This window comes from Streptomyces fructofermentans (assembly GCF_014651055.1).
GTDB lineage: Bacteria > Actinomycetota > Actinomycetes > Streptomycetales > Streptomycetaceae > Streptomyces > Streptomyces fructofermentans.
The window spans coordinates 145,162-168,436 of the sequence record NZ_BMWD01000016.1 but is presented as its reverse complement, the minus strand read 5'-3'; the positions used below and the strand labels follow the sequence as shown (position 1 = coordinate 168,436).

The following is a 23,275-nucleotide window of genomic DNA, read 5'->3' as shown; positions in this document are numbered from 1 at the left end:
GGCCCCGGGTCGTACCCCGCCGCACCCTCCGGCCCCTGCGGCGACACGCGCGTGGGACGCCGCCGGCGACACCCGCTGGCCCGCGCGGCGGCACGGCGCGCCCCCGCGGACCACGCCGGTCCCCCCACTCCGGGGACCCGCGCCACTCCGGCGCACGGCCCCGTGCCCGGACCCGGCACCCGTCACCGCCGGGGTGCACCCGGGACTCCGGGCACGGCTCCCTGTCCGGACGCAGGACGCCACCCCCGCGGCCGAGGTGCGCCCGGGACTCCGCGCACGACCACTGCCCGGACCCGCAGGACCCGTCACCCCTCGCCGCCGGAGGGCACCCGGGACTCCGCGCACCGACCGGCGCGGGGACGGACCGGGACCCGGCACGCGAACCGGCGCCGGCGCCGCCCGCGCGCCCCGGCCGTCCGGCTCCCCGCGCCGGAGCCCCCGCCCGCCGCCCGGCCCCGCACCCGGAGCGCGCCGCCTCCCCGCCCACCGGGGTGTCCGGGACCCCGGGGCGGCCGGGGCGTCCACCGCTCTGGCCGTCTGACGATCCGTCAGCTACCGTCCCCCCTCACGGCACCCCGCCCGCCAGGTGAAGGGGGACTCTCCCATGCCCGTAACGGTCGTACGCTTCAATCTCGTCGAGCCCGACGCCACGCCCGCCTCGCTCAGCGCCCGCTACAAGGCGGCGCTGGAGATGGCCGCGTACGCGGACGACCGCGGGATGTCCACCGTGCAGACGGAGGAGCACCACGGCGTCGCCAACAACTGGCTGCCCTCGCCGTTCGCCTTCGCGGGCGCGGTCTTCGGCGCCACCCGTCGCATCGCGGTCACGGTCTCGGCGATCATCGGTCCGCTGCACGATCCGCTGCGGCTGGCCGAGGACGTGGCCGTACTCGACCTGCTCAGCGGCGGCCGGCTCGTCACCGTCGCCGGCATCGGCTACCGCCCCGAGGAGTACGCGCTCTTCGACGTGTCCTGGCAGCGCCGGGGCCGGCTGCAGGACGAACTCCTGGAGACCCTGCTGAAGGCGTGGACCGGCGAGGAGTTCGAGTACCGCGGGCGCACGGTCCGCGTCACCCCGCGGCCCTTCTCCGACCCGCACCCGCTGCTGCTCGTCGGCGGCTCCTCGAAGGCGGCGGCCAGGCGCGCGGCCCGGCTGGGCCTGCCGTTCTTCCCGAGCGCGCACCTGCCGGAGCTGGAGGCGTACTACAAGGAGCGGCTCGTCGAGTACGGCACGGAAGGCTGGACCATGATGCCCGCGGCGGTCACCCCGCTGCTGCACCTCGCCGAGGACCCGGACCGCGCCTGGGCCGAGCACGGGAGGCACTTCCTGCACGAGGCGCGGACGTACGCGTCCTGGCAGTCCTCCGACATCCGCTCGGCGGTGCGGTCGGCGGCCACGACGGTCGAGGAGCTGCGTGCCGAGGGCGTCTACCGCGTCGTCACCCCGGACGAGTGCCTGTCCCAGGGGCTCGACAACTACGTGCTGCATCCCCTGTCGGGCGGGATGCCGCTGGACGAGGGGTGGCGCAGCATGCACCTGTTCTGCGAGAACGTACTGCCCCGGCTCAAGAACCTGTAGGACCTGTGGGACCTGCGGGTCCGATCGGGACAGGCGCGAGGACCGCTGGGACCGGCAGGACCGTCGGGGGTCCGCACGGTCGCCGGGGCCGCGGGCCGGCCGGGGCAGTCGTCCCACGCGTACGGGGAGAAGGGCAGCGGGGACTTGGCCCTCCTCCCCGGGTCTCGGGGCGCCGTGGGGTTCGCGCGGCCCCCACGGCCCGACGGGCGGTCAGCCCATCTCCTCCAGCGTCTTGCCCTTGGTCTCCTTCACGAACTTCAGCACGAAGGGGATGGAGAGCGCGGCGAAGAACGTGTAGATCACGTAGGTCGCGGAGAGGTTCCAGTCGGCCAGCGAGGGGAAGCTCGCGGTGATGGCCCAGTTGGCGATCCACTGCGCGGAGGCGGCGACACCGAGCGCGGCGGCGCGGATCCGGTTCGGGAACATCTCACCGAGGAAGACCCAGACCACGACACCCCAGGACAGGGCGAAGAAGAGCACGAAGATGTGGGCGGCGACCAGGGCGACCCAGCCCTGAGTGGCCGGCAGCTTGCCGTCGACGAGGTCGAAGGAGAACGCCCAGGCCTCCAGGCCGAGACCGATGACCATGCCCACGGAGCCGATGAGGGCGAGGGGCTTACGGCCGACGCGGTCCACGAAGATCATGGCGATCACGGTGCCGACGATGTTGATGATCGACGTGGTGAACGAGTAGAAGAACGAGTCCGTCGGGTCGACGCCCACCGACTGCCACAGCGTCGAGGAGTAGTAGAACGCGACGTTGATGCCGACGAACTGCTGGAAGACCGAGAGGCCGATACCGATCCAGACGATCGGCTTGAAGAGGAAGCTGCCGCCGAGGAGGTCCTTGAACGTCGACTTGTGCTCGCGCTTCATCGCGTGCTCGATCTCGGCGACGCGGGCGTCGAGGTCGATCTTGTCGCCCTCGACCTCCTTGAGGACCTCACGCGCCCGGTCCCTGCGGCCGACCTCCAGCAGGAAGCGGGGCGACTCGGGGATGGCGAAGGAGAGCAGGCCGTACAGGACGGCCGGGATGACCATGACGCCGAGCATGACCTGCCAGGCCTCCAGGCCCATCACCTCGCCGCGCTGGTCGCCGTCCGCGGCGTTGAGGATGCCCCAGTTGACGAGCTGCGAGATGGCGATGCCGACGACGATCGCGGCCTGCTGGAAGGAGCCGAGCCGTCCGCGGTACGCGGCCGGGGAGACCTCGGCGATGTAGGCGGGGCCGATGACGGAGGCCATGCCGATGGCGAAGCCGCCGACGACCCGCCAGAAGGCCAGGTCGTACAGGGCGAACGGCAGCGCGGACCCGATGGCGCTGACGATGAACAGCACCGAGGAGATCTGCATGCAGCGGATGCGTCCGATGCGGTCGGCTATCCGGCCCGCGGTGGCCGCGCCGATCGCACAGCCGATCAGGGCGATCGCGATGACCTGCGCGAGGGCCGCCGAGCCGATGTCGTACCGGTCCCGGATGGCCTCGACGGCACCGTTGATGACGGCGCTGTCGTACCCGAACAGGAAGCCGCCCATCGCGGCCGCCGCCGCGATGAAGATGACATGCCCGAGATGCTCGGGATGAGCCCCGCGGGCTCCTGAGTTGGGGACCTGCGATGTGGTCACGTGTGAACTCCTCGGGCCACCGGCCTCGCTGCCGGGAGTGGGGGGGCGAGCCCTCCGGACGGTGTCTCCAGTGGCGCACACGATCACGCCACCCACCACCTGAAGGTAAATGGAACGTCGCAGAGGATATGTCTTCAACTATCGAAGTCAAAACCGCGTACCTGCCGCTTCTACCCCGAGAAGTAGCAAGTATGTGTTCAAGTTTTGAAGACTCTTGAAGAAGTGGAAACGGCTACCGCAGCCGCTGGCTGATGACCTTGGACACGCCGTCGCCCTGCATGGACACGCCGTACAGCGCGTCGGCGACCTCCATCGTGCGCTTCTGGTGCGTGATCACGATCAGCTGCGAGACCTCCTGCAGCTCCTGCATGATGCGGATCAGCCGCTGCAGGTTGGTGTCGTCGAGAGCCGCCTCGACCTCGTCCATGACGTAGAACGGGCTGGGCCGCGCCTTGAAGATCGACACCAGCATCGCGACGGCGGTCAGCGAGCGTTCGCCGCCCGACAGCAGGCTGAGCCGCTTGACCTTCTTGCCCGGCGGCCGGGCCTCCACGTCCACGCCGGTGGTCAGCATGTTGTCCGGGTCGGTCAGGATCAGCCGCCCCTCCCCACCCGGGAAGAGCCTGCTGAAGACGCCCTCGAACTCCCGGGCCGTGTCGCGGAACGCCTCCGTGAAGACCTGCTCCACCCGCACGTCGACCTCCTTCACGACCTGAAGGAGGTCGATCCGGGTCTTCTTCAGGTCCTCCAACTGCTCACTGAGGAACTTGTGGCGCTCCTCCAGCGCGGCGAACTCCTCCAGAGCGAGCGGATTCACCTTTCCGAGCTGCTGATACGCCCGTTCGGCGGACTTGAGACGCTTCTCCTGCTCGGCACGGTGGAAGCGCCGGGGCTGGTTGCGCGGGTGCTCCGGGTCGTCCGGCAGCTCCTCGCCCTCCGCCGGCAGCGAGGGCGGGACCGGCTGGTCGGGCCCGAAGTCCGCGACGAGCGCCGCCGGCTCCACGCCCAGCTCCTCCAGCGCCCTGGACTCCAGCTGCTCGATCCGCATCCGCTTCTCGGCACCCAGCACCTCGCCGCGGTGCACCGAGTCGGTCAGCTTGTCGAGCTCCCCCTTGAGGTCACGGCCCTCGTTGCGGGCGGTGACGAGATCCCGCTCCCGCAGCGCCTTGGCGTCGTCCGCGGCCGTGCGCTCCAGGTCGGCCCGCCCCAGCGACACCTCCACGTGCGCCAGCAGCTGCCGGGCGCCGGACGCGACGGCACCGGCGACGGCCGCCTCGTGCCGCAGCCGTGCCCTGCGGCGCTCGGCACGCTCGCGCGCCTCGCGTTCGGCCCGCGCCGCCCGGTCGAGCGAGTCGGCCCGGCCCGCCAGCCCCTTGACCCGCTCCTCGTGCGTACGCACCTGGAGCCTGGCCTCCATCTCGGTCTGCCGGGCGTTGGCACCGTCCGCCGCGAGCCGGTCCCGTACCGATGTGTCGGGCTCCTCCTCCACCGGCATCTCCTCGGCGACGGCGAGCCGCTCGGCCAGCTCCTCCGCCTCCTGCACGGCCCGGTCGAGGGCCTCCTGCGCACGGGTGGCCGCCGCGGTTCCGCGCTCGGCCTCCCCCGCGGCGCCCCGGGCCTGCCCGGCCAGCCGTCCGAGCTGCTGCGCCACCCCGGACCGCTCGCGATCGACGGCACGCCTGCGGTCCGCCAACTCCTCCACCTGGGCGGCGCGTTCGGCGCGCTGCCCCTCGGCGATGCGCTGCGCCTCGGCCAACTGCTCGCACAGTGTGTCGAGTTCCTCCAGCTGGGCCGCCGCCTCGTCCACGGACGCCTGCACTTCGAGCAGACTCGGCGCGCCCGCGGAACCGCCCTGCGCGAAGTGCGCGCCCAGCAGGTCCCCCTCGGCGGTCACGGCGGTCGACCCGGGCCGCGCGTACACGAGATCCTCGGCGTCCTCCAGGGTGCCGACCACGACGACACCGCGCAGCAGACGGCGTACCGCGGGCATCAGTTCCGCGGGCCCGCGGACCAGGTCGGCGGCGTACAGCGGGCCCCCGGTCCCCTCGGCCGCGGACGTGCCTCCGACCGGGTCCCCGGGGGCGTCCGGTTCCGCGGGACCGGCGAGCAGGAGTGCCGCGCGTCCGCCGTCCTGCTTGCGCAGCATGCGGATGGCCTCGGCCGCCGAGGCGGGCGTCGTGACCGCGACGGCGTCGGCCGCGGCGCCGAAGGCCGCCGCCACCGCCACCTCGTGGCCGGGCGAGACGGTGAGCAGCTCGGCCGCCGGGCCCAGCAGCCCGGTCAGCCGGTCCTTCGCCGCGAGCAGCACGCCCGTGCCGTCCTTGCGGCGCAACCCCATGGCCAGCGCCTCGTGGCGGGCCCGGGTGGCGGCGCGCCTGCGTTCGGCGGCGGTCGCCGCCTCCCTGGCTGCGGTGAGGGCGGCGTCCGCGTCGGCGAGGGCGCGCCGGGCCGCCTCGTGCCGCGAGGTCAGCTCCTCGTCGCCCGCGTCGAGGCCGTCGACCTCGGCCTTGAGCTGCTCGTACTCCTCCTGGGCCGCGACCGCGCGGTCCCGTGCGCCGTCGCGGGCGGCGGCCAGCCGGTCGATCTCCGCCTGGGCGGAGGCGGCACGCGAACGGGCCGCGTTGACCTGGCCGTTCAGTCGCGCGAGCCCTTCGCGCCGGTCGGCGATCGCACGGGCGACGTCCTTGAGGCGCCGCTCCTCCGTGGCCAGTTCGCGCTCCAGGTCGGCCCGGTGCTCGACCGTGTCCTCCAGGGCCCGCCGCGCGGCCTCCAGGGCGGCTTCGAGTTCGGCCTCCTGCTCACGGACACGGGCGGCCTCGCGCTCCATGTCCTCGGGGTCGCGTCCGCGCCGCTCCTCCGGGGGCTGCGCGGTGGCGCTCTTGACCCGGGCGTCCGCGAGGGACACCGTTCCGCGTACCCGCTCGGCCAGTTGGGACAGTTCGTACCAGCTCTGCCGGGCCTGCTGGAGGCGCGGGCTGAGGCGCCGCACCTCGTCCTCCAGGAGCGCCTCCCGCTGGAGCGCCTTGCGCAGCTCGGTCTCGGCGGCCTCCTTGCGCTCCTTGAGCGCGGCCTCGTCGGCGACCTCGGCCCGGAGCGCGCCCCGCAGCCGCACGAGGTCGTCGGCGAGCAGGCGCAGCCGGGCGTCCCGGAGGTCGGCCTGGATGACCGCGGCGCGCCGGGCCACGGCGGCCTGCCTGCCGAGGGGCTTCAACTGGCGCCGCAGTTCGTCGGTGAGGTCCTGCACGCGCGCGAGGTTGGCCTGCATCGCGTCGAGCTTCCGCAGCGCCTTCTCCTTGCGCTTGCGGTGCTTGAGGACGCCCGCCGCCTCCTCGATGAACGCGCGGCGGCCCATCGGATCGGCGTGCAGTACGGAGTCGAGCCGGCCCTGCCCGACGATGACGTGCATCTCGCGGCCGATGCCGGAGTCGGAGAGGAGGTCCTGGATGTCGAGCAGCCGGCAGGTGTCGCCGTTGATCTGGTACTCGCTGCCGCCGTTGCGGAACATGATCCGCGTGATGGTGACCTCGGCGTACTCGATGGGCAGCGCGCCGTCGGAGTTGTCGATGGTCAGGGACACCTCGGCGCGGCCGAGCGGGGGCCGCCCGGTGGTGCCGGCGAAGATGACGTCCTCCATCTTGCCGCCGCGCAGCGACTTGGCGCCCTGCTCGCCCATGACCCAGCTGAGCGCGTCCACGACGTTGGACTTGCCGGAGCCGTTCGGGCCCACGACGCACGTGATGCCGGGCTCGAACCGCAGCGTGGTCGCCGAGGCGAACGATTTGAACCCGCGCAGGGTCAGGGCCTTGAGGTGCACGCAGCCGGACTCTACCTTCCGGGTCGGTCTCACTCCATGAACGCGCGGTTTCGCACATGAACGTGCAGGGCACATCAGACGTTGAAGGCAGTGGAGGAGAAGGCGCCGGGGGGCAAGAAAGAAGGGACGCCGAAGCGTCCCCTGCAACTCTGGTTCAAGCGGTTGACACGGGCAGCCCGGTCACTGGCGGTGCAGTCGCGATGCAGTGATCAGGTGAGCGCAGGCTCCGCCTGGGGTACGTCGATGCTCTCGAGAAGCGAGTCGCGAGAAGCGGCAGCCGCGAGCGCGTCGTTCTCGGCCTGGATCCGTCCGAGCTCGGATTCCAGATCCTGGACGCGCTGCTGGAGCCGTCGCATCTCGGCGATGAGTCGCGGGTCGGAACCGCCGACGTAACCGAGAAGCGCCTTTGCCATGATGGATGGTCCTCCACACTGAGTGACCGACCGAAGCGGTGTGGGTCGTGAGGGAATCGCACCCGCGATGCTTGGCACTGTGCAGGTCTCGCTGCCGCTCTTGCATGCCAAACAGCTAAGGTGCGCGGGGCTTTCAGCGTCTCACCAAAAAGTTTGACGGTCAACACGATCACACCCCGTATTGGGGGCGACCCGGAGCGCGCGGCCTGAGAACGGGCGGCGCGGATTCTCTTTCGGGGCCCTGGGGGTGTGGAGATCATCCTTACTCGCCGGAGCCTGCCACGACAAGCGGTTATTGGCAACCACCAGGCACTTTCCCCCGGGGACAGGCGCGCGGCACGGGCCTCACGCCCCCGGTCGGGCACCCGGGCGCCGCTCCCGGCCATGACCCTCATCTGATCGCGAAGCCCTCGTAACCACCGCGGGGCGTGTCCCACATCTCAGTGACTCCGTCGACCCGGCCCGGCGTGTCGTCCCCCTGGAGCCAGTCGAGCAGAGCCCGGCAGCCGGCTCCGGGGCCCTCCGCGACCACCTGGACCCGTCCGTCCTCCAAATTGAGAGCAAAACCACTAAGGCCACCGATCTCCAGGGCCCTGGCCCGGGTGAACCAGCGGAAACCCACACCTTGGACGCGTCCACGCACCCAGACGACCAGGCGTACATCCTCGTTCATAGGGGAACGCTAAAGGGCCAATTGCTCCCGGGGCACTTCCTCCTCTTGCGTCATGGGGTACCGTCCCCACCCAATGAGCCTCACTCGTTCGGGTGAGGCACGTTGACCGCGAGGATGAGGAAGGCCGGGAGATGGGACGCCACCGACGCTCCGCCGCCGGACGCGCCGTCACAGGCCGCGCCACCGGGGTCACACAGACCTACGACGAGTACGACAGCACCGCGAACGGCTACGCGGCGCCCGACGCCCGTGGTTACGGGGACGACTACGCGACCGCCGGCGGCTACGCCACGGCCGGCCTCTACGACTCCCCTGGCGGGATCCACGAGAGGACGGGCGAGCTCTACTCGACGAGCGACGCCTATCTCTTCGCGTCTGACCCGGCCGCCCACGCCACCACGGGTTACGAGCCCGGCGGCGGCCCGCGCGGCCACCGTCGCCGCAAGAAGGGCGCGACCCCCGTACGCACCGGCCTGCTGGGAGTCTCGGCGGCCGTGGCGATGGGCGCGGTCGCGGTCGCCTCCGGCGTACTGCCGGGCAGCGACAGCTACTCCATCGGCGGCAACGGGGACAAGGTGCAGGCCGCCGACACCCCGAGCGACGTGGAGACCCAGGGCGGCACGACCGGCGCCGCCGAGGACCGCGCGGCCCCCGGGACCAGTCGCGACCTGGAGCGCGCGCCGTCGGCCTCGCCGTCGGCGTCGGCGCCCGCGAAGACGACTCCCGAGAAGACCGCCGAGAAGCCTTCGGCCAAGCCGTCGACCAAGGCTCCGACGCAGTCGCGGACGAAGGCTCCCAAGGCGCCCGCGACCAAGGCCCCCGAGACGACTCCGTCGAAGGAGGCGTCCACGGGGACGGGTTCCACGGCGGAGGCCGCGGTGCTGTCGCTGGTCAACGACGAGCGGGCCAAGGCCGGCTGCAGCCCGGTGACCGCGTCCAGCACGCTGGCCGCGCTGGCCCAGACCTTCAGCGAGGACATGGCCGCGCGGAGCTTCTTCGACCACACGGACCCGGACGGGGCCTCCCCGTGGGACCGCGCCGAGAAGGTCGGCATCGCCAACCTGGGCGGCGAGAACATCGCGCGCGGCCAGGCCGACGCCGCCGCCGTGATGGAGGCCTGGATGAACAGCCCCGGCCACCGCGCGAACATCCTGAACTGCGACTTCAAGACCCTGGGAGTCGGCGCGCACTTCGGTGCGGGCGGTCCCTGGTGGACGCAGGACTTCGGCTACTGAGCCGACCTCCGACCAGAGGGCCAGGTGCCCTCGCAGACCGTGTCCGGGCCGTCGTGCGTGGTGTCCTCATCCGTGAGGACGCCACCACGGCGGCCCGGCTCCGTCTCCCGGCCGGCCGCGGCCGGCGTGGGGCGGTCCGGGTGGCTCAGACCGCCACGGCGACGCGGCCCCGCAGGAAGACCCGGGTCGTCTCGGCGACGCGGCGCCCGAGGTGCTCGGCGGTCGCGATGTCGGCCTTGTGGACGCTCCCGGGACCCTCGTCCACGTTGGTCTGGGCGGCGGCGCCGGCGAAGACCCCGAGACGGTTGAGGTCGTTCTCCGAGCCGGCGCTGCTGTTCCAGCCCGGGTGCAGCCCGAGGTTGACCCAGTTCATCCCGTGCTGTCCGGCGAGGATCTGGAAGTACTGCAGCGTGTGCAGCTTGTCGCCGCTCTTGGAACCCGAGTTGGTGAACCCGGCGGCGATCTTGTCCTGCCAGTCCTGGCCGTACCAGCGCTTGGAGGACGCCTCGGCGAACACGTGGAAGGCGCCCGAGGCCGTCCCCATGTGGGTGGGCGAACCGAAGACGATGGCGTCCGAGGCGTCGAGCAGCGCCCACTGCTCCTCGGTGATCCCGTCGACCTTGATCAGGTGCACCTCGGCACCGGCCTCCAGCGCGCCGGTGCGCACGGCCTCGGCGACGACGGCGGTGTGGCCGTTGCCGGAGTGGTAGGCGATGGAGACAACAGGGGTCGTCACGATGAGTGGCTCCTCATGAGCGGAACGGAGTGGCGAGTGCACGCTACCGCCCGCCGACGGCCGCAACGGGTAAGCGCTGCGCTCCAGTTGGCGCAGCCCAGGAGAACGCGCACCCGCCGGCACAGCGCTGTGCGCGAGTACGCTCTGCGTATGGACCTCACGGATCAGCGGGACCTCGCGTACGACGTCTTCTCCAAGGCGTGTCCTTCCCGGGGCACGCTGGAGCACGTCACGGGACGCTGGGGCGCGCTCACCCTGGGGGCGCTCCACGAGGGCTCGCTGCGCTTCAACGAGCTGCGCCGGCGGGTCGACGGTGTGAGCGAGAAGATGCTGTCCCAGACGCTGCACGCGCTGGAGCGCGACGGCCTGGTGCTCCGGGAGGCGCAGCCGACGAACCCGCCGCGGGTGGACTACGAGCTGACGCCGCTGGGCCACCGGGTCGCGGAGCGGCTGCTCGCCCTCATCCACTGCCTGGAGGGCAGCATGGACGACGTGCTCCGGGCGCGCGAGCGCTACGACACGACGCGCGGCGGCCGCTGACAGCGCGGGCAGAAGTAGCTGGACCGGTTCATCCACGGCCTGCGGCGCATCGGGGTGCCGCACCGCCGGCAGGGCTCGCCCTCACGGCCGTACGCGTCGAGCGACCGGTCGAAGTATCCCGACTCGCCGTTCACGTTGACGTAGAGGCTGTCGAAGCTGGTGCCGCCGACGGCGAGGGCCGCGTTCATCACGTCCCGTACGTGGCCCAGGAGTTCGGCCGTGCGCGGGCGGGTGAAGCCGGTGGTGGGGCGCTCGTAGTGCAGCCGCGCGCGCCAGAGTGCCTCGTCCGCGTAGATGTTGCCGACCCCGCTGATCAACGACTGGTCGAGCAGGGCGCGTTTGACGGTCGTGCGCCGCCGCCGCAGCGCCTCGTGGAACGCGGCGTCGTCGAACAGGGGATCCAGGGGGTCCCGGGCGATGTGGGCGATGACGTCGGGCAGTCCGTCGGGCGTGGTGCCGTGCAGCGAGAGCCCTCCGAAGGTGCGCTGGTCGACGAAGCGCAGCTCGGTGCCGAGGTCGTCGTCGAACCCGATCCGGATGCGCAGGTGCTTCTCGTCGGGCGCGTCCTGCGGCTGGACCAGGAGCTGTCCGCTCATGCCCAGGTGGGCGAGGACTGCGCTGCGGTTGTCGGCGAGGGGCAGCCAGAGGTACTTGCCGCGACGCTGGACGAGTCCGATCCGGTGTTCCCTGAGACGGGCTCCGAAGTCCTCGGCGCCCGCGATGTGCCGCCGTACCGCGCGCGGATGCAGCACCTGGACGTCGGCGACGACGCGTCCGGCGACCCAGCGCTCCAGTCCCCGCCGTACGACCTCGACCTCGGGCAGTTCGGGCACGGTTCTCTCCTTCACCGGCACGGGGCCGGACACTCCCGCCGGCACGCGGCCGGCCACTCGCGCGCCCCCGGGGGCGCGCCCGCAGCGTATCCCCGGGGCGCGGCACACGTTCGCCCGCCCCCGGGGACCGGGGACGGGCGAACGGCTGCTGCGTCGTGACGGCCGGGGCCGTCGGCGGTGCGGTCAGGCGGAAGCCGCGTCGGGCGCCGGGGAAGGGGCCTCGACGGCCTCTTCCGGAGCGACCACCGGCACCTCTGCCTCGGCGGCCGCCTTCGCCGCCTCGGCACGCGCGTCGGCGTCGGCGCGGATGGCGAGCCACGCGGACTCCGCGGCCTGCTGCTCCGCCTCCTTCTTGCTGCGGCCGGTGCCGGTGCCGTACGAGACGCCTCCGACGCGGGCAGCAGCTGTGAAGGTCTTCTCGTGGTCCGGGCCGGTCTCGGTGACCAGGTACTCGGGAACTCCGAGCCCTTCGGTCGCCGTGAGCTCCTGAAGACTGGTCTTCCAGTCCAGGCCCGCACCGAGGTTGGATGACTTCTCGATCAGTGGGTCGAAGAGCCGGTGGACGAGTTCGCCCGCCGCGTCCAGACCCTGGTCGAGATAGACGGCGCCGATCACCGCTTCAAGGGTGTCGGCGAGGATGGACGCCTTGTCCCGGCCGCCCGTGCCCTCTTCGCCCCGGCCGAGCCGGATGAAGGAGCCGAGGTCGAGCCCGCGGCCCACCTCCGCCAGCGCACGAGAGTTGACCACCGCGGCCCGCAGTTTGGCCAGTTGGCCTTCCGGCAGGTCGGGGTGGGTGCGATACAGCGTGTCCGTGACCACGAGGCCGAGGACGGAGTCCCCGAGGAACTCCAGACGCTCGTTGGTCGGCAGACCGCCGTTCTCGTACGCGTACGAACGGTGGGTCAGCGCACGCACCAGAAGGGCGGACTCGAGCTTGTACCCGAGCCGCCCTTCCAGAAGCGTGTGGGACGAGGCTGTGCTGTCCGCCTTTTTCTTGGCGTTGACGTCCGCCTTGGCGTCGTCCGCCTTCTTGGGGCTAGACACAGTGCCTCTCACCAGCCGCTCAGACCTCGAGGACCTGGCGCTTGTTGTAGGTGCCGCAGGCCGGGCACGCGATGTGCTGCAGCTTGGGCTCGTGGCAGCGCTCGCACGCAACCAGGGTGGGGACCGCAGCCTTCCACTGCGACCGGCGGTGGCGCGTGTTGCTGCGCGACATCTTCCGCTTCGGAACAGCCACGGCTACTTCTCCTGCTTCTCGTCGGCGTGCGCTGATCGAAGCGCGCCGCCGCCCATATCGTCCTTCTCGCCATCTTCGAGTGAACCGGCGAGTCCCTGCAGTGCCGCCCAACGGATGTCGACGGCTTCGTGGTGGTGGTCCGGGTCGTCCGCGAGCCGGGCTCCGCATTCGGAGCACAGGCCGGGGCAGTCGTCCTGGCACACCGGCTGCATCGGAAGTGCGAGCACCACCGCATCACGCAGCACGGGTTCGAGGTCGAACAAGCCGTCCTCGATGAAGAGCCTGTCCTCGTCCTCTTCGGATCCCTCGGCGTCGTCGGCCGGCTCCGCTTTGACACGGCCCCGGTCGTCGGCCTCAGGGTACGAGAACATCTCCTGGAAGTCCGCGTCGAGCTCCTGCTCGAGCGGCTCCAGACACCTTACGCACTCCCCCTTGACCCGTGCACGGGCGGTGCCTGTGACAAGCACCCCTTCCATGACCGACTCCAGGCGGAGTTCGAGCACCACCGGATCGCCCTGCGGCACTCCGATGACCCCTTGGATACCGAGATCCTCGGGAGCGTCGATCTCACGGGTCAGGCGCTGCAGCGCACCAGGACGCCGTCCCAGCTCGTGTGTGTCGAACACGAGTGGGTCGCGGTGGTCGAGGCGGGCGTTCAGAGCCGTTCCTGCTTTCGTTCGTGAAGATTCGGGGGCCACTGCCCTCCGGTGTTTCCCGGGCAGCGGCGATCGCGGACGTACGCGCGACCGAAGAGCCAGGATACTGGACCTTTCGCTCTCGACCCAATCGGTGTGCGCCCGGGGCCCCGGGGACGGGCGCGCGCCCGGGTTCAGCGCCCGCCGTGCTCCTGCTCGTACTGCCTGAGCTGCTCCGCGCTGATCATGCTCGTGTCGAAGAGGCTGGTCTCGTCGAGGGAGTGCGCGCCCTGCTGCTGGGTGTAGCCCTGCTGGTCCTGAGCGGGCGCGTAGCCGGTCTGCTGAGCGTCCGCGTCGTAGCCCTGCTGCGGGTAGGCGGCGTACGGGTCGGCCTGCTGGGGATAGCCGTACGCGTCCTGCTGGGCGTACTGCTGCTGGTAGCCGTAGGGGTCGGGCTGCTGCTGGTACCCGTACGCGTCCTGCTGCGGGTACTGCTGCTGGGCGGGGATCACCGGGGCCGGGCGCCGCGCCGGCTGGGCGGGCTGGTCGGAGAGGTCGGCGAGGCCGTCCAGGTACTCCGCGTCGGTGGTGTGCGGCGCGACGGCGCCGTCCTCGCCGAACGTGAGGTCGCCGAGGTCGTCGCTGGCGATCCGCCCGTGCAGCTTCTGACGGCCGCGCCCGACGGCCTCCAGGGTCTTGGCGAGGACCGCCTCGAAGGCGCCGAGCTTGACGTCGACGTACTCGTCGGCGCTGCGGCGCAGGGTCTCCGGGTCGTGGCTGCGCTCGGGGGCGTCCTCGTCCTCGTACCCCTGCTCGTCGGTGCCGGGGCCGGTGCCGAGGAGCTTCTCGCGGCCGCGGCCGACGGAACCGAGGGTCTTGGTGAGGACGACCTCGAAGTTGGCGAGCTTGGAGTCGACGTAGTCGTCGGCCTCCGCGCGGACCTCCTCGGCCTCCTGGCGGGCCTCGGAGAGGATGCGCTCGGCCTCGTTCTGCGAGCGGCGGGCGACCTCGGTGTCGGAGATCAGCGAGCCGCGCTCGGCGTGCGCGGACTCGATGATCCGCTCGGCCTCAAGGCGGGCCTGCTCGACCATGTGCTCGCGGCCGCCGATGAGCTCCTGGGCCTGTGCGAGGGAGCCGGGCAGCGCCTGGCGGACCTCTTCGAGCAGGGAGAGGAGCTCGGCGCGGTTGACCACGCACGAGGCCGACATGGGCATGGAACGGGCGCTGCCGACCGCCGAGACGATCTCATCGAGCTTCTTCTGCACGTCCACCGTGTGCTCGCCACTCTCTACAGCTGTGTTGGAGACGGACGGGTCGACTGTACGACCACAGCCGCCCCGCCCGACACCTGGTGACGCACTGTCAGGCCCCGAGGGGTCCGTCAGTCCCGCCGGAGGCGCTCCCTGAGCGCCTCCAGGACCAACGGCGGAACCAGGTGGGAGACGTCTCCGCCCCAGGTCGCGACCTCCTTGACCAGCGAGGAGGACAGGAAGCTGTAGGTCGGGTTGGTCGGCACGAAGAGGGTCTCGACGCCGGACAGCCCGTTGTTCATCTGGGCCATCTGGAGCTCGTAGTCGAAGTCGCTGACAGCGCGCAGGCCCTTGACGATCGCGGGGATGTCGCGTTCCTTGCAGAAGTCGACGAGCAGGCCGTGGAAGGCCTCGACCTCGACGTTCCCGAACTCCGCGGTGACCTGGCGGATCAGGTCGATCCGCTCCTCGATCTCGAAGAGCCCCTTCTTGGACTGGTTGATCATCACGGCGACGTGCACGACGTCGTAGAGCTTGGAGGCTCGGGCGATGATGTCGAGATGTCCGTTGGTGATCGGGTCGAATGACCCGGGACAGACGGCGCGGCGCAACTGAGGTCCCTCGCTCTCCGGTCCGGTCATCGTGCGTCTTCGCACGTAGAGGCGGCGTGACCGTACCAAAACGTTCCCTCGCCGTAGCGACGGGAGCGCAGTGCCTCGAAGCCGTCGGGCCACCGGAATTCGCCACCTCTTGTACTGCGTTCAACGGTGACGAGTGCTCCGCCGGTGAGCCAGCCCCCCGCACGGAGTGTGAGGAGTATCTCGCGAAGATCGTCGTCCGTGACGGCGTACGGCGGGTCCAGGAAGGCGAGGTCGTACGGCTCGTCGGGGGTGCCCGCGCGGACGATCTGTTCCGCTTTGCCGGATCTGACCTCGGCGCCCGGCAGCCCCAGGGTCCGCACGTTGTCCCGGACGGTACGGGCCGCGCGGGCGTCCGCCTCGACCAGCAGGGTGTGGCCGGCGCCGCGGCTCAGCGCCTCCAGGCCCACGGCGCCCGACCCGGCGTACAGATCGAGGACGCGCTCCCCGTCCAGCGGGCCGCCGAGCAGGGACTGCCAGGTGGAGAAGAGCCCTTCGCGCGCCCGGTCGGAGGTGGGCCGGGTGCCGTTGCCCGGCGGGACGGCCAGGCGGCGTCCGCCGGCCCGGCCGGCGATCACGCGGGTCATCTCTGTCCTTGTCCGTGTACAGGTGGGTGTGACAGGTCCAGTCTGTCAGCCCTCTCCCGGTCGGCGCTCGTCGTGGCGGGGCTCACCCCTTGTCCAGGTACTGCTCGCGCTCCTCGTCCAGCAGGGCGTCCAGCGCCGTGCGCAGTCCGGGCAGCGAGGTGAGGCCGGGGTCGGCGGCGACGAGCGCGGTCGCCTCCTCGCGGGCCTCGGCGATGATCTCCTCGTCGTCGATGACGGCGAGCATCCGCAGCGAGGTGCGGGCCCCCGACTGGGCCTGGCCGAGGACGTCGCCCTCGCGCCGCTGTTCGAGGTCGATGCGGGAGAGCTCGAAGCCGTCGAGGGTCGAGGCCACCGCGGTCAGCCGCCCGCGGGCCGGGCTCGCCTCCGGCATGTCGCTGACCAGCAGGCACAGCCCGGCCGCCGAGCCCCGGCCGACCCGGCCGCGCAGCTGGTGGAGCTGGGAGACGCCGAACCGGTCGGCGTCCATGATCACCATGGCTGTGGCGTTGGGCACGTTCACCCCGACCTCGATGACCGTCGTCGCGACCAGGACGTCCGTCTCGCCCGCGGCGAAGCGCCGCATCACGGCGTCCTTGTCGTCGGGGGGCATGCGGCCGTGCAGGATCTCGATCCGGAGGCCCTGGAGCGGTCCCGCGGCGAGTTCGCCCGCGACGTCGAGGACCGCGAGGGGCGGGCGCCTGTCCGCCTCGTCCTCGGCCGCGGCCTTCTTCCTGGCCTTCCTGGGGTCGTCCTCCTCGTCGCCGATGCGGGGGCAGACGACGTACGCCTGGTGTCCCTTGGAGACCTCCTCGCGCACGCGCTCCCACGCGCGCGCCAGGAAGTGGGGCTTGTCGGCGGCCGGGACGACGTGGGTCGCGATGGGCGATCGGCCCGCGGGGAGCTGGTCCAGGACGGATGTCTCCAGGTCGCCGAAGACGGTCATCGCGACGGTGCGCGGGATCGGTGTGGCGGTCATCACCAGGAGGTGCGGGGGCTGCTTGCCCTTGCCGCGCAGGGCGTCGCGCTGTTCGACGCCGAAGCGGTGCTGCTCGTCGACGACGACCAGGCCCAGGTCGTGGAACTGCACCTTGTCCTCGATCAGCGCGTGCGTCCCGATGACGACGCCCGCCTCGCCGGTGACCAGGTCGAGCAGGGCACGACGGCGGCCGGCCGCCCCCATCGACCCGGTCAGCAGCACGACCTTGGTGGACTCCTCGGCCCCGCCGAGCATGCCGCCCTCGGCCAGCCCCCCCATCATCTCGGTGATGGACCGGTGGTGCTGCTGGGCGAGCACCTCGGTGGGCGCGAGCATGGCGGCCTGGCCGCCCGCGTCCACCACGGCGAGCATGGCGCGCAGCGCGACCATGGTCTTTCCCGAGCCGACCTCGCCCTGGAGCAGCCGGTGCATCGGATGGTCGGTGGCGAGGTCGCCGAAGATCTCTCCGGAGACCTTGAGCTGTCCGTCGGTGAGGGTGAAGGGGAGCTTGGCGTCGAAGGCGGTGAGCAGGCCGTCCGGCGAGGGCCGGCGGGGCACGGCCGGGAGCTGCGCGTCGGCGTGCCGGCGGCGGGCCAGCGCGACCTGGAGGACGAAGGCCTCGTCCCACTTGAGCCGGGAGCGGGCGTCCTCGATGTCCGCCTTGGTGTGCGGGCGGTGGATCTTGAGCAGGGCCTCGGGGAGGGTGACCAGGCCCCGGCCCGAGCGGAGGGAGTCGGGCAGCGGGTCGAGTGCGTCGTGCGCGCTGGGCAGCACGGTCTGCACCGCCTTGGCGATCTTCCAGGACTCCAGCTTGGCGGTGGCGGGGTAGAGCGGGATCAGGGCGCCCGCCCAGGTGTCCACCGTCTCGGTCGCGTCCTCGCCGCGCAGCAGCTCGTACGCCGGGTGCGCCAGTTGGAGGCGTCTGTTGAAGACGGAGACCTTGCCGGCGAACAAGGCGCGGGTGCCCGGCAGCAGCTCCTTGTGGGGCTTGTGCACTCCGTTGCCGAAGAAGACCAGCTTGAGTTGGCCGCTGCCGTCCGTGATCGTCACCTCGAGGCGCTGGCCCTTGCCCCGGGGTGCTTTGGACGAGGCGAAGGTGAGCAGGCGGGCGTCGGCCACCTGGGCGACCACCGTGGCGTGCTCGTCCATGGGCAGGTCGGCGAGATGGGTGAGCCGGCCCCGCTCCTCGTACCTGCGGGGATAGTGGTGCAGCAGGTCTCCGACGGTGTGCAGGCCGAGGTGCTCGGCCATCACCTTCGCGGTGGCTGGTCCGAGTACCGACTTCAGCGGTTGCTTCAGTGGTTGTTTCGGTGGTTCTTCGAGCGCGGGCACGGGATCCATTGCACACCACGGCGCTGACAATGCCGTATACGTCCGGGAAATCCGCTGGTCAGGCGGGTCGTTCGCGGCCTAGGATGGCGCGCCCGGCCCGCTTCGCGGTCACCCTTGTGCGGGACCGCCCTACCCCGCGCCGTCGCCCGTCCCCCCACCGGCGCTGCGACGATGGATTCCCAGACCTCACAGTCATCTCAGGCACCCCAGTCACCTCATACGTTCCAGGTCGACCTGCGCGGCCTCGTGGACCTGCTCTCCCACCACCTCTACTCCAGTCCCAAGGTCTATCTGCGCGAACTGCTGCAGAACGCGGTGGACGCCGTCACGGCCCTCCGCGCCGAGCAGCCCGAAGCACCCGCGCTGGTGCGGCTTTTCGCGCAGGACGGGACCCTGCGCGTGGAGGACTCCGGGATCGGGCTGACCGAGGCCGACGTGCACTCCCTCCTGGCCACCATCGGCCGCAGCTCCAAGCGGGGCGACGCGCTGGAGTCGGCGCGCTCCGACTTCCTCGGCCAGTTCGGCATCGGCCTGCTCGCCTGCTTCGTCGTCGCCGAGCGCATCCGGGTCGTCAGCCGCAGCGCCCGCACGCCCGACGCCCCGCCCGTGGAGTGGACGGCGACCGACGACGGCTCGTACACCGTCCGTACGCTGCCGCACGAGGCACGCGCCGAACCGGGCACCACCGTGCACCTGGTGGCCCGGCCCGGCGCCGCCGACTGGCTCGCGGAGGACCGGGTGCTCGCGCTGGCCCGCGAGTTCGGCTCACTGCTGCCCTACGACGTACGGGTGGGCGACGAGGCGGTCACGGACCTGCCGGCGCCCTGGAACCGGCCGTACCCGGGTCCCGCCGCCCGCAGGGTGGCCCTGGCCCGGCACTGCGCCGGGCTGTTCGGCTTCGAACCGCTGGACTCGATCGACCTGGACGTGCCGCTGGCGGGGATCCGCGGGGTGGCGTACGTGCTGCCCTCCGCGGTCAGCCCGGCGCAGCGCGCGGGCCACCGTGTGCACCTGAAGGGCATGCTGCTCACCGAGCGGGCCGACCAACTCCTGCCCGACTGGGCGTTCTTCGTCCGCTGCGTGCTGGACACGGACAGCCTGCGGCCCACCGCGTCCAGGGAGTCCCTGTACGAGGACGAGACCCTGGCCGCGGTACGGGAGGCGCTCGGCGAGCGGATCAGGTCCTGGCTGACCGGACTCGCGGCGGGCGACCCGGAGCGGCTCGCGGCGTTCCTCTCGGTGCACCACCTGGGCGTGAAGTCCCTGGCCCGGCACGACTCCGCGATGCTGCGCACGATGCTGCCGTGGCTGCCCTTCGAGACGACCGACGGACGGCTGTCCCTGGAGGAGTTCGCCCGGCGGCATCCCGTCGTGCACTTCACGCGGACCGTCGAGGAGTACCGCCAGGTCGCCCCGATCGCCTCCGCGCAGGGCGTCGGCGTCGTCAACGGCGGCTACACGTACGACAGCGAACTGGTCGAGGCACTGCCCTCGGTGCGTCCCGGGACGGTCGTCGCGGAGCTGGACGCCGACACCGTGACCGCGCACCTCGACGCGGTGGACCCGGCGCAGGAGCTGGCCCTGTCGGCGTTCCTGGGGGCCGCGCGGGCGAAACTCGACCCGCTGGGGTGCGACGTCGTGCTGCGCGCCTTCCACCCGCTCTCCGTGCCCGCGCTCCACCTGGACGACCGGGCGGCCCGCCACGAACAGGCGCGTGCCGAGGCCGAGGAGCAGGCCGACGACCTGTGGGCGGGCATCCTGGGCTCGCTGCGCGGCAGCGCCCCGCGCGCGCGTCTCGTGCTCAACCACCTCAACCCGCTGGTACGCCGCATCAGTTCGCTCGGCGACCCGGAGCTGATCGGGACGGCGACGGAGTCGCTCTACGGGCAGGCGCTGCTGATGGCGCAGCGCCCGTTGCGGCCCGCCGACTCGGCGCTCCTCAACCGGGCTTTCATCGGCCTCCTGGAATGGGCCACCCACAGCGACTCCCCGGAGGAGGGCCGCCGATGAGCGGGATCAAGGACTTCGACACCCTGCGCCGGGCGATGCAGGAGAACTACGAGCAGCCGGAGGGCCCCGCCCGCAACGCGCGGGCCGAGCACCTGCTCACCGAGGCCGAGGGGCTCAACATCCCGCTCGCCGTCATCGAGGCGCTCGGACACCAGCTGAAGGTCTACAACTACAGCTCCGAGAAGGACCGGATGTTCGTGCCCTTCGCGCGCCTGCTGCGCATGTGGGACGAACGGCCGTCGGACTTCGACGAGTACGAGATCCACTCCCTGCACTGGGTCTTCAAGTGGGTGTCCGCGGGGATGCTCGGCCAGCCGCACATACCGCTCGCCTCCATCGAGAAGTGGCTCGGCGAGATGGAGCACCGGTACCGGCTCGCCGGGCACTCCGAACGGGCCGTGCGCAGCGCCGAGTTCAGCGTGGCCCGGCATGTCGGTGACCTGCCGCGGGCCGAACGGGCGTACACCGCGTGGCTGGCCGCCGACCGGGACAGCATGGCCGACTGCCACGCCTGCGAACTGCACGACCACGGCTCGTGGCAGGCGGAGCGCGGCGAGGACGCCGAGGCCCTGGAGCTGTGGCGGCCCGTCCTGGAGGGCGAGCACGTGTGCGCCCACGAACCGCACGCGGTCCTCGCCTCCTCGCTGGTGCCCCTGCTGCGCCTCGGTCGTCCGGACGAGGCCCGGGCCCACCATCTGCGCGGCTTCCGGCTCGTGCGCCCCATGGAGAGCATGCGCGGGGCGTACGCGGACCACGTGGAGTTCTGCGCGCTCACCGGCAACGAGGCGCGCGCCCTGGAGCTGCTGGCGGAGCGGCCCGCGTACTTCACGGACACCGGTGAGCCGCGCAGCCGGATGGACTTCCTGGCCGTGGTCGCCCTCCTCATGGACCGGCTGGTCTCGCTGGGCCTCGGCCGGCAGACCGTGCCGGGACCGGCGGGACGCACCTGGACCGCCGGTGAGCTGGCCGTGCACGCGCGCGCGGAGGCACTCGCGGCGGCCGGGCGCTTCGACGAGCGCAACGGCACGGCACATGTGAGCGACCGGGTCCGGAGGCGCATGGACCGCTCCCCGCTGGTCGAGCGGCTGCCGCTGGGCGTCCGCTCGGCGGGCACCGCCGCCTCCCGGGCGCCCCGGACGCCCGTGCCGGACAGCGCGCCCGCCGACGGGCCCGGGCTGCCCGCGCTGCTCGCCGAGGCCCGCCGGTTGTCGGACACCCTGCACCCGGACTCGGTCGCCGCCTGGGCCGCGGTCGAGCGGGCGCTCGGGGACGAGGAGCCCTCCCCCCGCGACCACGCGGAGATGACCGACCACCGGGCGATGGGCCTCGGCCCCGAGGGCGTCGACCTCTTCGCCCGCGCCGGCCGGCTGTACGCGGAGGCCGGCGACCCGGGCGAGGCCCTGGCCGCACACGCGCGCGGCGCCTACGCGCAGGCGCTTGCGGGCCGCTCCGACGAGGCGCTGGCCGCGGTCGCGGAGCCGTACGAGCAGGTGCTCACGCTCTTCGCGGAGGACGGCACCGGTGTGCCGCAGGCGGCCTCCGTGCTGATGGCACGGGCGCGCATCCTGCTCCAGCGGGTGCACGAGGCCGCCGAGGAGGACGGCGGCCGGACCGCGGAAGAGGCGTACGGGGCTGCCGTCACGGCCGCGCACGAGCTGCTGGCCCTCGCGGGTCCGGAGGCCGGGAACGGCGTCCTGGCCGCCGCGCGCGCCGCGGAGGCGCAGGCGATGCTCGGGGAGCTGGCCGCGCACACCGGGGACGCGGAGAAGGCAGCCGAGCTGCTCGCGCGGGCCTCGGAGGCGTTCGTGGACGCCGGGCTGCCGTGGTTCGCCGTGGAGTACGAGGCGAGGCTGGCCGCGCTCGCGCGCCACCTCGACGACCCCGGGACCGCCGAGCGGGCCGCCCGTGCGGCGCTGGAGCACGGCGCCCCGTTCCTGGAGGCCGTCGGGCAGGCTCAGCTGCACCTCCAACTGGCCGAGGTACTGGGCGACTCCGGACGGTACGGTCCCGCCGCGGACCACGCCCTGGAGGCCGCGCACTGGGCCGACGAGGGCGGAGAGGGCTCCACGCTGGGCGCCTGGGCGCGGCACCAGCTCGGCGGGTTCCTGCTGAGGCAGGGCCGCTGGGCCGAGGCCGCGGAGATCCTGGAGTCGGCGCTGCCCGAACTGGACGCGGGCACGCACGGCGACGGCGCGATCGTGCAGACCCTGTGGTGGCTCGGCGACTGCCTCACCGAGCTGGGCGAGCACCGCGAGGCGGCCGAGCGCTGGCTCAAGGCCGCCGACACAGCACGGCACTGGCCCGAGCAGCGCGACCACGCGATGCTGGCGCACCTGGCCGCCGAGGCGCTCGGCCACGCGGGACTGCTCCCTCAGGCCGAGCAGGCCTACCGGCGCGCCGGTGACCTGTGGCGGACCCTCGGCAACGCGCACGGGCTGATCCGCGCCCTGCGGGCCGGCGCCTGGCTCGCCGTCCGCGACGAGGGGTCGGGGCTCGACAGGGCCCGGGCGCTCATGAACGAGGCGGTCGAGGCGTGCGGCGGGGCCGCGCCGGGGGACGGGGAGGGAAACGGGGAGGAGCGTGCGCGGCTGGCGCACGAACTCGCCCGGACGCACTGGCAGTTCGCCGACCTGCTCACCAGGTCCGCGCACGACACCGCCGAAGCCGCCTTGAGCCGCGCCCTGTTCGAGGAGGCGCTCACCCAAGTCGGCTCGGCCGTCGAGGGCTTCACCTCCCTGGGCGAGGAGGCGCTGCACAGCCGTACGGGGGCGCGACTCACCGCGGGGCTGCTGGAGGCCGACCTGGAGCGCCCCGCCCGGGCGGCGGAGCACGCGCGTGCCGTGCTGGACGCGTACGCCGGGGCGGACGGGAGCGACGAGACGGTCGCGGCCCGCCGCACCGAGGCCGAACGGCTGCTGCGGGCGACCGAGGGAGCGGCGGGCCGCGACTAGCCCCGCACGCGCCCCCGCACGGCGACCGGGCAGCCGACGGCGGGCAGCCCGACGGACCGGCGGAGGCCGAGGAACCGGCCGGCCCGGGCGGACCGGCGGAAGCCAAGGACCCGGCCGGCCCGGGCGGACCGGCGGAGGCCGGGACACCGGCGGGAGCCGGGAGGCACGGCCGCCGGGGAGTCGGCGGACCGACGGAGGCCGGAGAACCGG

18 protein-coding genes are annotated in these 23,275 nt (G+C 72.4%); 5 read left to right on the top strand and 13 right to left on the bottom strand.

Annotated elements, in window-relative coordinates:
* The first annotated feature begins 604 nt into the window (after positions 1 to 604).
* Positions 605 to 1,579, top strand: coding sequence for an LLM class flavin-dependent oxidoreductase (locus tag IE265_RS22265; protein WP_190037417.1), 975 nt, complete (start codon positions 605 to 607; stop codon positions 1,577 to 1,579).
* A 210-nt stretch (positions 1,580 to 1,789) separates the two neighbouring features.
* On the opposite strand, the gene IE265_RS22260 is transcribed toward IE265_RS22265, so the two are convergent.
* From IE265_RS22260 to IE265_RS22245, 4 genes are all read right to left on the bottom strand, one after another.
* The gene (locus IE265_RS22260; protein ID WP_190037416.1) at positions 1,790 to 3,205 is read right to left on the bottom strand and encodes a sugar porter family MFS transporter; all 1,416 of its coding nucleotides are present in this window, start codon (positions 3,203 to 3,205) and stop codon (positions 1,790 to 1,792) included.
* A gap of 232 nt (positions 3,206 to 3,437) precedes the next feature.
* Complete coding sequence (gene smc / locus IE265_RS22255) at positions 3,438 to 7,019, bottom strand: chromosome segregation protein SMC (RefSeq protein WP_190037415.1); 3,582 nt, start codon at positions 7,017 to 7,019, stop codon at positions 3,438 to 3,440.
* Positions 7,020 to 7,228: 209 nt separating this feature from the next.
* Positions 7,229 to 7,432: a hypothetical protein gene (locus tag IE265_RS22250; RefSeq protein ID WP_190037414.1), complete on the bottom strand. Its 204-nt coding sequence runs from the start codon at positions 7,430 to 7,432 to the stop codon at positions 7,229 to 7,231.
* 391 nt (positions 7,433 to 7,823) lie between these two features.
* The gene (locus tag IE265_RS22245; RefSeq protein ID WP_190037413.1) at positions 7,824 to 8,105 is read right to left on the bottom strand and encodes an acylphosphatase; all 282 of its coding nucleotides are present in this window, start codon (positions 8,103 to 8,105) and stop codon (positions 7,824 to 7,826) included.
* A gap of 131 nt (positions 8,106 to 8,236) precedes the next feature.
* On the opposite strand from IE265_RS22245, the gene IE265_RS22240 reads away from it, so the two are divergent.
* Complete coding sequence (locus IE265_RS22240; protein WP_190037412.1) at positions 8,237 to 9,340, top strand: CAP domain-containing protein; 1,104 nt, start codon at positions 8,237 to 8,239, stop codon at positions 9,338 to 9,340.
* A gap of 145 nt (positions 9,341 to 9,485) precedes the next feature.
* Here the strand turns inward: IE265_RS22240 and IE265_RS22235 are convergent, their stop codons facing one another.
* Entirely contained in the window at positions 9,486 to 10,076 is a 591-nt protein-coding gene (locus IE265_RS22235) for a flavodoxin family protein (RefSeq protein WP_190037411.1), read from the bottom strand.
* A gap of 150 nt (positions 10,077 to 10,226) precedes the next feature.
* Between IE265_RS22235 and IE265_RS22230 the strand changes: the two genes are divergently transcribed.
* Positions 10,227 to 10,616, top strand: a complete 390-nt coding sequence (locus tag IE265_RS22230) for a winged helix-turn-helix transcriptional regulator (protein WP_190037410.1) — start codon at positions 10,227 to 10,229, stop codon at positions 10,614 to 10,616.
* On the opposite strand, the gene mutM is transcribed toward IE265_RS22230, so the two are convergent.
* From mutM to recG, 8 genes are all read right to left on the bottom strand, one after another.
* Positions 10,589 to 11,449 carry a bifunctional DNA-formamidopyrimidine glycosylase/DNA-(apurinic or apyrimidinic site) lyase gene (gene mutM, locus IE265_RS22225; protein WP_190037409.1) on the bottom strand — a complete coding sequence of 287 codons (861 nt, stop codon included), beginning with the start codon at positions 11,447 to 11,449 and terminating at the stop codon, positions 10,589 to 10,591. The two genes, IE265_RS22230 and mutM, sit on opposite strands and share 28 nt — an antisense overlap.
* 183 nt (positions 11,450 to 11,632) lie before the next feature.
* On the bottom strand, positions 11,633 to 12,505 hold the full coding sequence (gene rnc, locus IE265_RS22220) for a ribonuclease III (RefSeq protein WP_190037408.1): 873 nt from the start codon (positions 12,503 to 12,505) through the stop codon (positions 11,633 to 11,635).
* A gap of 7 nt (positions 12,506 to 12,512) precedes the next feature.
* Complete coding sequence (gene rpmF / locus IE265_RS22215; RefSeq protein ID WP_006139588.1) at positions 12,513 to 12,686, bottom strand: 50S ribosomal protein L32; 174 nt, start codon at positions 12,684 to 12,686, stop codon at positions 12,513 to 12,515.
* A gap of 2 nt (positions 12,687 to 12,688) precedes the next feature.
* Positions 12,689 to 13,384: a YceD family protein gene (locus IE265_RS22210; protein ID WP_373302996.1), complete on the bottom strand. Its 696-nt coding sequence runs from the start codon at positions 13,382 to 13,384 to the stop codon at positions 12,689 to 12,691.
* Positions 13,385 to 13,515: 131 nt separating this feature from the next.
* A complete protein-coding gene (locus IE265_RS22205; RefSeq protein ID WP_190037407.1) occupies positions 13,516 to 14,592 on the bottom strand; it encodes an ATP synthase subunit B family protein in 1,077 nt (358 codons plus the stop codon).
* Between the two features lie 110 nt (positions 14,593 to 14,702).
* On the bottom strand, positions 14,703 to 15,182 hold the full coding sequence (coaD, locus tag IE265_RS22200; RefSeq protein ID WP_190037439.1) for a pantetheine-phosphate adenylyltransferase: 480 nt from the start codon (positions 15,180 to 15,182) through the stop codon (positions 14,703 to 14,705).
* A 26-nt stretch (positions 15,183 to 15,208) separates the two neighbouring features.
* Positions 15,209 to 15,796, bottom strand: a complete 588-nt coding sequence (gene rsmD, locus IE265_RS22195) for a 16S rRNA (guanine(966)-N(2))-methyltransferase RsmD (protein ID WP_190037406.1) — start codon at positions 15,794 to 15,796, stop codon at positions 15,209 to 15,211.
* Between the two features lie 82 nt (positions 15,797 to 15,878).
* Complete coding sequence (gene recG, locus IE265_RS22190) at positions 15,879 to 18,113, bottom strand: ATP-dependent DNA helicase RecG (RefSeq protein ID WP_190037405.1); 2,235 nt, start codon at positions 18,111 to 18,113, stop codon at positions 15,879 to 15,881.
* 162 nt (positions 18,114 to 18,275) lie between these two features.
* Between recG and IE265_RS22185 the strand changes: the two genes are divergently transcribed.
* Together IE265_RS22185 and IE265_RS22180 are read left to right on the top strand one after the other, a co-directional pair.
* Positions 18,276 to 20,114 carry an HSP90 family protein gene (locus IE265_RS22185; RefSeq protein ID WP_190037404.1) on the top strand — a complete coding sequence of 613 codons (1,839 nt, stop codon included), beginning with the start codon at positions 18,276 to 18,278 and terminating at the stop codon, positions 20,112 to 20,114.
* Complete coding sequence (locus tag IE265_RS22180; RefSeq protein ID WP_190037403.1) at positions 20,111 to 23,065, top strand: tetratricopeptide repeat protein; 2,955 nt, start codon at positions 20,111 to 20,113, stop codon at positions 23,063 to 23,065. The genes IE265_RS22185 and IE265_RS22180 overlap by 4 nt, the downstream gene beginning before the upstream one ends.
* Positions 23,066 to 23,275: the final 210 nt, after the last annotated feature.

Bases quoted from the DNA above. Each gene is read 5' to 3' on its own strand.
- IE265_RS22185 (WP_190037404.1), top strand. From the start codon at position 18,276: ATGGATTCCCAGACCTCACAGTCATCTCAGGCACCCCAGTCACCTCAT.
- recG (WP_190037405.1), bottom strand. From the start codon at position 18,113: ATGGATCCCGTGCCCGCGCTCGAAGAACCACCGAAACAACCACTGAAG.
- IE265_RS22240 (WP_190037412.1), top strand. From the start codon at position 8,237: ATGGGACGCCACCGACGCTCCGCCGCCGGACGCGCCGTCACAGGCCGC.
- IE265_RS22245 (WP_190037413.1), bottom strand. From the start codon at position 8,105: ATGAACGAGGATGTACGCCTGGTCGTCTGGGTGCGTGGACGCGTCCAA.
- IE265_RS22230 (WP_190037410.1), top strand. From the start codon at position 10,227: ATGGACCTCACGGATCAGCGGGACCTCGCGTACGACGTCTTCTCCAAG.
- IE265_RS22180 (WP_190037403.1), top strand. From the start codon at position 20,111: ATGAGCGGGATCAAGGACTTCGACACCCTGCGCCGGGCGATGCAGGAG.
- rsmD (WP_190037406.1), bottom strand. From the start codon at position 15,796: ATGACCCGCGTGATCGCCGGCCGGGCCGGCGGACGCCGCCTGGCCGTC.
- IE265_RS22265 (WP_190037417.1), top strand. From the start codon at position 605: ATGCCCGTAACGGTCGTACGCTTCAATCTCGTCGAGCCCGACGCCACG.
- IE265_RS22250 (WP_190037414.1), bottom strand. From the start codon at position 7,432: ATGGCAAAGGCGCTTCTCGGTTACGTCGGCGGTTCCGACCCGCGACTC.